7 protein-coding genes are annotated in these 9536 nt (G+C 59.3%); all 7 read left to right on the forward strand.

The features are described from left to right. The coding region (locus tag KBF66_RS17245) for a diguanylate cyclase (protein WP_365732552.1) at nucleotides 1-965 on the forward strand (965 nt) is incomplete at its 5' end. A gap of 14 nt (nucleotides 966-979) precedes the next feature. Continuing rightward, a complete protein-coding gene (locus KBF66_RS17250; RefSeq protein WP_296660245.1) occupies nucleotides 980-4435 on the forward strand; it encodes a response regulator in 3456 nt (1151 codons plus the stop codon). Between the two features lie 54 nt (nucleotides 4436-4489). Continuing rightward, nucleotides 4490-6280, forward strand: coding sequence for an NAD(P)H-dependent oxidoreductase subunit E (locus KBF66_RS17255; protein WP_296660248.1), 1791 nt, complete (start codon nucleotides 4490-4492; stop codon nucleotides 6278-6280). Further along, entirely contained in the window at nucleotides 6277-7008 is a 732-nt protein-coding gene (locus KBF66_RS17260) for a 2Fe-2S iron-sulfur cluster-binding protein (RefSeq protein ID WP_296660251.1), read from the forward strand. Before KBF66_RS17255 ends, KBF66_RS17260 begins: the two co-directional genes overlap by 4 nt. Continuing rightward, nucleotides 7008-7616, forward strand: coding sequence for an NADP oxidoreductase (locus KBF66_RS17265; RefSeq protein WP_296660254.1), 609 nt, complete (start codon nucleotides 7008-7010; stop codon nucleotides 7614-7616). The genes KBF66_RS17260 and KBF66_RS17265 overlap by 1 nt, the downstream gene beginning before the upstream one ends. 12 nt (nucleotides 7617-7628) lie before the next feature. Next, nucleotides 7629-9122: a Ni/Fe hydrogenase subunit alpha gene (locus KBF66_RS17270; RefSeq protein WP_296660257.1), complete on the forward strand. Its 1494-nt coding sequence runs from the start codon at nucleotides 7629-7631 to the stop codon at nucleotides 9120-9122. Nucleotides 9123-9202: 80 nt separating this feature from the next. Beyond that, nucleotides 9203-9536: hydrogenase maturation protease (locus KBF66_RS17275; protein ID WP_296660260.1), on the forward strand; the 334-nt coding region annotated here is incomplete at its 3' end.

Raw genomic sequence — 9536 nt, forward strand, 5'->3', positions numbered from 1 at the left:
CCGCCATGCAATCTGACGACCCCACCATTGCCGAATTGTTAAGTGCGGTGCCAGCGCGGCCGCGCCTGCTGGTGGTGGATGACCAGCCGATCAACATCCAGGTCATGCATCAGATTTTTGGTTCGCAGTGCCAGGTGTTTATGGCAACCAGCGGGCAGCAGGCGCTGAATTTTTGCCTTAGCACGCCGCCCGACATCGTTCTGCTCGATGTGGTCATGCCTGGAATGGATGGATTTGAGGTGTGCCAGGAACTTAAGTCGCATCCTGAAACCAGCGACATCCCGGTCATTTTTGTCACCGCGCATACTGACGCACACCAGGAAACCCGTGGACTGGAACTGGGGGCGGTGGACTTCATTTCCAAACCGGTCAATCCTGCAGTGGTGCGTGCCCGGGTCAGAACCCAGCTGACGCTCAAATGCCAGTCGGATCTGATGCGCAAGCTGGTTTTTCTGGATGGATTGACAGGTGTATTTAATCGACGGTATCTGGATCAGCAGTTGCCGATCGAGGTGGCTCGAGCGGTGCGCAACCGGACACCGCTAGCGCTGATCATGCTGGATGTGGATTATTTCAAACGGTTCAACGACTGTTACGGCCATCAGAGTGGTGACGATTGTCTGCGCACAGTGGCAACCAGCGTCAGGGAAAGTTTGCGCCGCCCGGCTGATCTGGTTGCACGATATGGTGGTGAGGAGTTTGTCTGCGTGCTGCCAGACACCCCGTTTGACAGTGCGATGACGATCGCCGCCACGCTGGAGCGAAATGTAAGAAACAAACATGTTGCGCATCTCGACTCGGACTTCCAGGTCGTCACGGTCAGCCTGGGGGTCGCGGCCACCCATGGTGAATCTGCGTTGTCTGTTGCTGAATTGCTGGAAACTGCTGACCAGCAGTTGTATCGGGCCAAAAACACCGGGCGTGGCCGTGTCTGCGGCGCTACGATGAAAGGTCAATTCGCGTGAGTTCGGGTAAAGATATGGCCGCCTGGTCTGCCAGTTGGCCCGCGTTGCTGGCACGCTGGTTACCACGCAGCCTTGGTCATCAGGTGATGTTGCTCACCTCGGTCTGCCTGGCGCTTTGCATCATGGGCTACGGGTATTACCGGGCGGTGGAGGAAACAGCGGCGGCCAAGCACTCAATCACAGCGCAGATGCTTGGCCTGGCAAAAAACCTGGCCACCGTGGACGCATATCTTCTGCGCTCAGACGACCCTACACAAATCGAAGCGCTGACCTTGCACACGGCCACGGTTGACGGAATTTACTCCGTTCTGGTCACTGACATCAATGGCAAACCCTTGTCAGAGGTGGTCAACAAGAATGGTGTCTGGTCTCCCCGTTTTAACCCGGCTTTGCTCGAGGTGCCCGGCAAAACCCAGCCGGATGCCATATTTGAGACCGAGCCCTACAGTACGGTACAGCGCGACTATCTGGCAGGGACCGCCGGCACCATGAGTGCCTGGCATCGTATCGGCACCATGCAGGACCCTTTGGGCTGGGTTCGCATCAATTACCGGCTCGACACCTTTGACCTGATCGCCGGGAATATTCGTTGGGAGGCGTTGCAGGCGGTCTTGTTGGCTGTTGTCGGTACCTTGTCTCTGCTCTACCTGTTGCTGCGGCCAACCTTGCGGGCGTTGGAGCAGGCAACCGAGTTTGCCGGGAAGCTCAACACCACCATGGGTTCCAGGCTGGCGGTATCGCACCTCACGTCGGAGGTGGAGGCGCTCGGCACAGCACTCAATGCGCTGTCACAAAGGTTGCTTTCGGGACATACGGAACTGAGCAGTCAGAAGTTTGCACTGGATCAACATGCGATTGTCAGCATCACCGACCTGAACGGCAACATTACCTACGCCAACCAGCGCTTTTGTGATATCAGTGGCTATGAGGTGCACGAGTTGCTGGGGAAAAACCATCGGATCGTCAAATCTGACGCGCATGATGCTGCATTGTTCGAGAATCTATGGCAGACCATTTCTGAGGGGCGGGTCTGGCACGGCGAGATTAAAAACCGCCGCAAGGATGGCAGTGCTTACTGGGTCAATGCCACCATTGTCCCGTTATTGGGGCAGGACGGGCTGCCGCACCATTACATAGGCATTCGTACTGATATCACCGCCAACAAGGCGCTGGAGCATCACTTGCAGGCGGCGCGTGAGGATGCTGAGGCCGCCATGCGCGCCAAAGGGCACTTCCTGGCCAATATGAGCCACGAAATTCGCACCCCCATGAATGCCGTTCTGGGCATGCTCAAGCTGATCCAGAACACGGATCTGACCAAACGCCAACTGGACTATGTGGTCAAGGCAGAAAGCGCTGCACGTTCCCTGCTGGGGCTGCTTAACGATATTCTTGATTTCTCGAAGATCGACGCCGGCAAGCTGAGCCTGGAGTCGCGGGCGTTTCGTGTTGACAAGCTGATGCGCGACCTGTCGGTCATTTTGTCGGCAAATCTGGGAGCCAAGCCGGTTGAGGTGCTGTTTGACCTGGACCCAGCGATCCCCCCTGCACTGATCGGTGACGTGTTGCGCTTGCAGCAGGTGCTGATCAATCTGAGTGGCAATGCCATCAAATTCACGACGCACGGTGAGGTGGTGATCAGTATCCGGGTGACACACCGCAACGCCGACGCGGTGGGGCTGCGATTTGCGGTTCGCGACAGCGGCATTGGCATTGCGCCAGAAAACCAGAAGCACATTTTTGAGGGGTTTTCTCAGGCGGAGGCATCCACCACCCGTCGCTTTGGCGGGACTGGTTTGGGCCTGACCATCAGCCGCCGCCTGGTGACGCTGATGGGGGGCGAGCTGGCTCTGGAGAGTGCGTTGGGTGTGGGCAGCACGTTTTCGTTTTGTATCGAGTTGCCTCTGGCACAGGAGCGTGCGCGTCCCGCGATCAGTACCAGTGTGGCCACGCTGCCGGAAAACCTCAGTGTGCTGGTCGTTGATGACAATCCGACGGCGCGGCACGTACTTGGCGAAATGGCCAGATCCCTGGGATGGCAGGTTGATCTGGCGTCGGGCGGGGCGGCAGCACTGGAACTGGTTCAAAGGCGTCGGGATGCCGGCAAATCAACCTACCAGGCGGTTTTTGTGGACTGGCAAATGCCCGATATGGATGGCTGGGAGACCATTACCCGACTGAAGGCCGGGCGCACGGACAGCCGCAATCCGATCATTGTGATGGTGACTGCCAATGGGCGCGAGATGCTGGGACAGCGCAGCGCACAGGAGCAGGATCGACTGGATGGATTCCTGGTCAAGCCGATCACCGCTTCCATGCTGTACGACGCGGTCGCCGAGGCACTGGCCGACAGTGTTTCGCACACCTTGCCTGTGCAGGCCAGCCAGCCCGCAGCACAACCGCTGCTCGGCATGCGCCTGCTGGTCGTTGAAGACAACATCATCAATCAGCAAGTGGCTCAGGAGATGCTGACCAACGAAGGGGCGGCGATTGACCTGGCAGAGAACGGTCAGCTCGGCGTCGAGGCGGTGCAACGCGCCATTGCCTGTGGCCAGTGTTATGACGCGGTATTGATGGACATCCAGATGCCGGTCATGGACGGTTACACCGCAACACGCCTGCTGCGCCAGGATGCAGCGCTGACCAAGCTTCCGATCATTGCCATGACCGCCAACGCCATGGCGAGTGACCGCGAGGCGTGTCTGGCAGCCGGAATGGATGCCCACATCGGAAAACCCTTCAAGCTGTCCGAATTGGTGGATTTGTTGCAAAACCTGGCTCGGCCTGCGAACCGCTTGAGCATGATGGAGAGCACCGCGGCCGCGCGCCTGTCCCCCAGTCAGCCACCCGAGCCCGGACTGCCACGACTCGATGCCGTTGACATGGCTGGCGCGCTGGATCGTCTGGGTGGCAATTCAGCGCTGTATGCACGGGTGTTGGAGTCCTACCTCATTGACATTGCCGATCAGCCGGATTTGCTGGACCAGGCGCTTGGTTGTGCCGACTGGCCCGCAGCGCAGCGAATCCTGCACACGCTCAAGGGCTTGTCGGCAACGGTCGGCGCGAGCTACATGGCCGCAGTCGCCCGCAAAGCGGAGCTGACGATCAAGGCGGTCAATACACCGGGTTCGGACACCGATGCGCTGGATATTCAGGCGCTGAGAGTCGGGTTCAGGGCGGCGGTTTCGGCGACCCAGGCCGTGATGTCACATGTGGCCAAAAATTGCGTCCAGGATGGGCCGGACCAGGTGCCATCAGCTGGTGAATCGGTGGATGGCCGGGACGGCTTGCGTCAACTGTGGGTTCTATTGAAGTCCTCGGACATGGGTGCTTGTGAAGTGTTTGAGCGCTTGCAACAGCAAGCCCTCATTGCCGAAACCCCGGCGTTTACCAACCTGAGCTCGGCGATGGCGGCGTTTGACTTTGCGGCTGCGGCGCTGGCGTGTGAAACCTTGCTCAACGATCATTGAAACAGCGCTCCTAGAATTCTTGGGTAACAGCGACAACAGCGCAGGAGTAAAAAAATGGAACCGAATGCGTTTGATCTGGATGATCTGTTTGACCATCATCAGCGAGCGCCGCACCGGCTGGTACAAATTTTGCGCACCATTCAGGCCAGCAAGGGCTGGTTGTCGCGGCCAGACCTGACCCGGGTTGCCAACGCGCTGGAGCTGCCGCTGGCCCATGTGGAAGGTGTGGCTGGCTTTTATCATTTTTTTCACCTGACACCGGTTGGTGAGTATCGGGTGCTGTTTAGCGACAACATCACTGACCGCATGGGTGGCAGTGAGGAGTTGCAACGCCACCTGCGCCACTTGCTTAAGCTTGAGCCGGGTGGAGTGCGTGCCGACGGGCGAGTCAGTGTGGCCTCCACGTCCTGCACCGGCATGTGTGATCAAGGACCGGCGGCGCTTATCAATCACCGGCATGTCGTGACCCGGCTGACGCCAGGGCGGATCAAACACATGGCCGCGCTGATCGAACAGCGGGTGCCTCCTGCGCAATGGCCCGCCGAATGGTCAAAGGTGGACGACCAGATTCGTCTGGCCAACGTGAAACTTGGCGCTCAACCTGAGCCTGGCCAAGGCATTGCTGCGGCGTTGGCGCGTGGGCCACAAGGCATGCTTGAAGATATCAAACGTGCGAAACTGCGCGGACGCGGCGGTGCCGGGTATGCAACGGGCATCAAATGGCAGCTATGCCGCAATGCAGCAGGTGATACACGCTATGTCATTTGTAACGCCGACGAGGGTGAGCCTGGCACCTTTAAAGACCGGGTCTTGCTGAGCAGCTTTGCCGATACCGTGTTTGAAGGCATGACGATCGCCGCTTTGGTGGTGGGTGCCAAACAGGGACTGGTGTACCTGCGGGGAGAATACACCTATTTACTGGAACCCCTGCAGACGGTGCTGGCACGGCGGCGCGCTGCAGGATTGCTGGGCCGGGGCATTCAGGGCCGCGCCGGGTTCGACTTTGACATCGACATCCATGTGGGCGCTGGAGCCTATGTGTGTGGTGAAGAGTCAGCCTTGATCGAGTCCCTGGAGGGAAAACGCGGCACGCCACGCATTCGTCCGCCGTTTCCGGTAGAGCGTGGTTATCTCGGGCAACCCAGTGTCGTCAACAACGTTGAAACTTTCTGCGCGGCGACCCACATTGCGGTGCATGGTGGTGCCTGGTGGGCTGGCATTGGCACGGCGCAGTCCACAGGCACCAAGATTCACGCCGTTTCCGGCGACTGTGAGCGGCCCGGCCTCTATGAATACCCGTTTGGTACGCGTATTGGTCGCATTCTGGAAGACTGTGGCGCACGCGACACCCAGGCCGTACAGGTGGGTGGACCATCCGGGGTATGCCTGTCAGCGCTGGAATTTGGTCGGCGCATCGGCTTTGAAGATGTGCATACCGCGGGCGCTTTCATGATTTTTGATCGCACCCGCGACATGTTTGAGGTGGCGCTGAACTTCGCCCAGTTTTTTGCCCATGAAAGCTGTGGCTTTTGTACCCCCTGCCGGGTCGGCACTGAACTGGTGGTTCGTCGACTGGACAAGCTCAAGAAGGGTTATGGCTCGGGCGAAGATGTACAGATTTTGTATGAGCTGGACAAACTTATGCATGGTGCCACCCATTGTGGTCTGGGAGCCAGCGCCTGCAACTCGCTGCGCGACACCATCGCCAAGTTTCGGCCGGCCTACGAAAAACACCTCAAGTCCTTGCATTTTGCGCCCGGCTTTGACATGGACGCCGAGCTGTCGCAAGCCCGTCTTGCCACCGGACGCGATGACCATGGCGCTCACCTGGAGACATTGGCATGACCGACCACACACGCATTGACGCGCTCTCACCCGGCACTTTTACCCTGGACGGCGAAGAGGTCGAGTTCGGCCCGGGCGACACCATTTTGCAGGCCGCCACCCGCTCGGGCTATTACATACCGCACCTGTGCTGGCACCCGGATTTTGCCGCCAAAGGCTCATGCCGCTTGTGCACGGTGCGCATCAACGGTCGTATCGGTGCGGCCTGTGCCGTCAATGCGGCCTCGGGGCAGGAGGTGCAGAGCAACACCGACGAGCTCAATGCCCAGCGCAAAACCCTGCTGCAGATGATTTTTATTGAGGGCAACCACTTTTGCCCTTCGTGTGAGAAAAGTGGCAATTGCCGGCTGCAGGCCACGGCCTACGACATGGAAATGGAGGGGCCACACTTTGAGGAGTTTTACCCGAATCGCCAGGTCGACGCCAGCCATCCGGACCTGATGCTGGACCTCAACCGCTGCATTCTGTGCGGGCTGTGTGTGCGCGCCAGCCATGATGTGGATGGCAAGGACGTGTTTGCCATTGGCGGGCACGGCATTCAGACCCACCTGGTGGTCAACAGCGCCAGCGGCAAACTGGTTGACAGTGCCATTGCCACCACCGATCGTGCAGCGCACATTTGTCCGGTCGGGGCCATATTGCACAAGCGCCAGGGGTTTGCCACACCGATTGGTCAGCGCCGCTTCGATGGCCGGCCAGTGTCGCAACAAGTCGGGGAGGAAGCCTGATGAGCCCGATACCCAACCTGCCCAGTGTGCCCAACAGTGCCTTGTCACAAGGCGTCCCGATGCACCTGCCACGCAAGCTCAAACTTGCCACCGTGTCGCTGGCGGGCTGTTTCGGCTGCCATATGTCGTTCCTGGACATCGACGAGCGCTTGTTGCAACTGCTGGAACTGGTGGAGTTTGACCGCAGCCCGCTCACCGACATCAAGCAGATTGGCCGCTGCGACATCGGGCTGATCGAAGGTGGCCTGTGTAACGCCGAAAACGTACATGTGCTGCGCGAGTTCCGTGCCAATTGCAAAACCCTGGTGGCCGTGGGCGCATGCGCCATCAACGGGGGTCTGCCAGCACAACGCAACCAGCGTGATGTCGGGCAGATGATGCGTGACGTGTATTGCCGTCAGATTGGGGGAAGTGTCGGCAACCTGATTCCCAATGACCCCGAACTGCCGCTGCCGCTCAACCATGTGCACCCGATCCACGAGGTGGTGCATGTGGATTTTTTTCTGCCCGGTTGTCCACCCTCGGGTGATGCTTTCTGGGCATTTCTGAATGACCTGCTGGCCGGTCGCACGCCGCATCTGCCGCACGGCCTGATTCACTACGACTAAGGACGCGTTGCCATGAGTTTTGATCTGGAAACTGCTGCCAATCCCAAGGGTTTGCGCCGTGTGGCGATTGACCCGGTGTCCCGCGTCGAGGGGCACGGCAAGGTCACGCTATTGCTGGACGATGCCAACGTCGTGCAGCAGGCGCGCCTGCACATTGTCGAGTTCCGTGGTTTTGAGAAGTTCATCGAGGGCCGACCCTACTGGGAGGTGCCAGTGATGGTGCAGCGCTTGTGTGGCATCTGCCCGGTGTCACATCACCTGGCAGCCTGCAAGGCGTTTGACCGGGTGCTGGGTGCCATGCCAGTGCCCGCCAGTGCGGACCGGGTGCGCCGCCTGATGCATTACGGGCAAATGCTGCAGTCACATGCGCTGCATTTTTTTCACCTGTCGTCTCCAGACCTGTTATTCGGTTTTGACTCCGCCGTGGCGCAGCGCAACATCGTGGGCGTGGCACAAGCCCACCCCGAAATCGCCAGAAAAGGCATCTTGCTGCGCAAATTTGGCCAGGAGATCATCCGGGTGACTTCCGGCAAGAGGGTGCATGGCACGGGTGCGGTGCCCGGTGGCGTCAATAAACTCGTCACCGTGCTGGAGCGCGACACCCTCAAGGCCGAGTTGCCGCAAATGCTGGCCTGGGCGCAGGACTCGGTCGATATTGCCAAACACTTGCACGCCCAGAATCCGGCGCTGTACAACGCGTTCGGCAGTTTTCGCTCCAACCTGATGTCGATCGTGCGCACCGACGGTGCCATGGACTTGTACGACGGCGTGCTGCGGGTTCGTGACGACCATGGCAAGATTCTGGCCGACGGTGTTGCGGATCAGAACTACCTTGATTTGATTGAAGAAGAAGTGCGCTCCTGGAGCTACATGAAGTTCCCGCACCTCAAGAGCCTGGGGCGCGAGCTGGGCTGGTACCGCGTCGGGCCGCTGGCGAGGGTGCAAAACTGCGACTTCATCCCTAGCCCCCGCGCTGAAGACGAGCGCCAAGCCTTTGTGGCGTGGGGAAAGGGTGACCTGGTGAACGGGTCGCTGGCCTACCACTGGGCACGCATGATCGAGCTGCTGCACGCAGTGGAGGTGATTGGTGAACTGCTCGACGACCCGGCACTGCTCTCGGGCGACATGGTCAGCACGGGCGTGCGCGGTGCGCACGGCGTGGGCATTATCGAGGCACCGCGTGGCACGCTGATTCACGATTACGAAGTCGGCGACGATGATCTGGTGACGCGCTGCAACCTGATTGTGTCAACCACCCACAATAACCAGGCCATGAACGAGGCCGTGCGCTCGGTGGCGCGCGAGCACCTCAGCGGCCACGAGCTGACCGAGGGCCTGCTCAACCACATCGAGGTGGCCATCCGCGCCTATGACCCCTGTCTGTCATGTGCCACCCACGCGCTGGGACAAATGCCGCTGGATGTGACGCTGCTGGGTGCCGATGGCACGCAGCTCGATCGGGTGCAAAAGACATCAGGCGGCGGCCTCAGTCGCCAAGATGTTTGAGTGAGTTTTGATACAAATTAACGTCCAGCGCATATTCAGTATATGTTTATAGCTATTTTTAATATAGTAAAATTGACCTCGTGAATATCACGCAAGATGTTCGCGCGAGACCACTTCTGGTGCTTGGCTGGGGTAACCTCAGCCGCGGTGATGACGCCTTAGGCCCCTTGTGTGTCGCCGGCTTGCAGGCGCAGCTTTCGGCTGAACTGCAAACTCAGGTGGACTTTCTGGATGACTACCAACTTCAGGTGGAGTACGCGCTTGACCTGGTCGGGCGCAAAGCCGTGTTGTTCATCGACGCCAGCCTGAACGCCACCCTGGGTTTTGAAGCGCATGCCATAACGCCCTCTCGCGACACCAGTTACAGCAGCCATGCAGTCTCCGCCCAATCGCTGCTGCAGGTGTTTGAGGACC

The sequence above is a fragment of the Rhodoferax sp. genome (genome assembly GCF_018063565.1).
In the GTDB taxonomy this organism is placed as follows: Bacteria; Pseudomonadota; Gammaproteobacteria; order Burkholderiales; family Burkholderiaceae_C; genus Rhodoferax.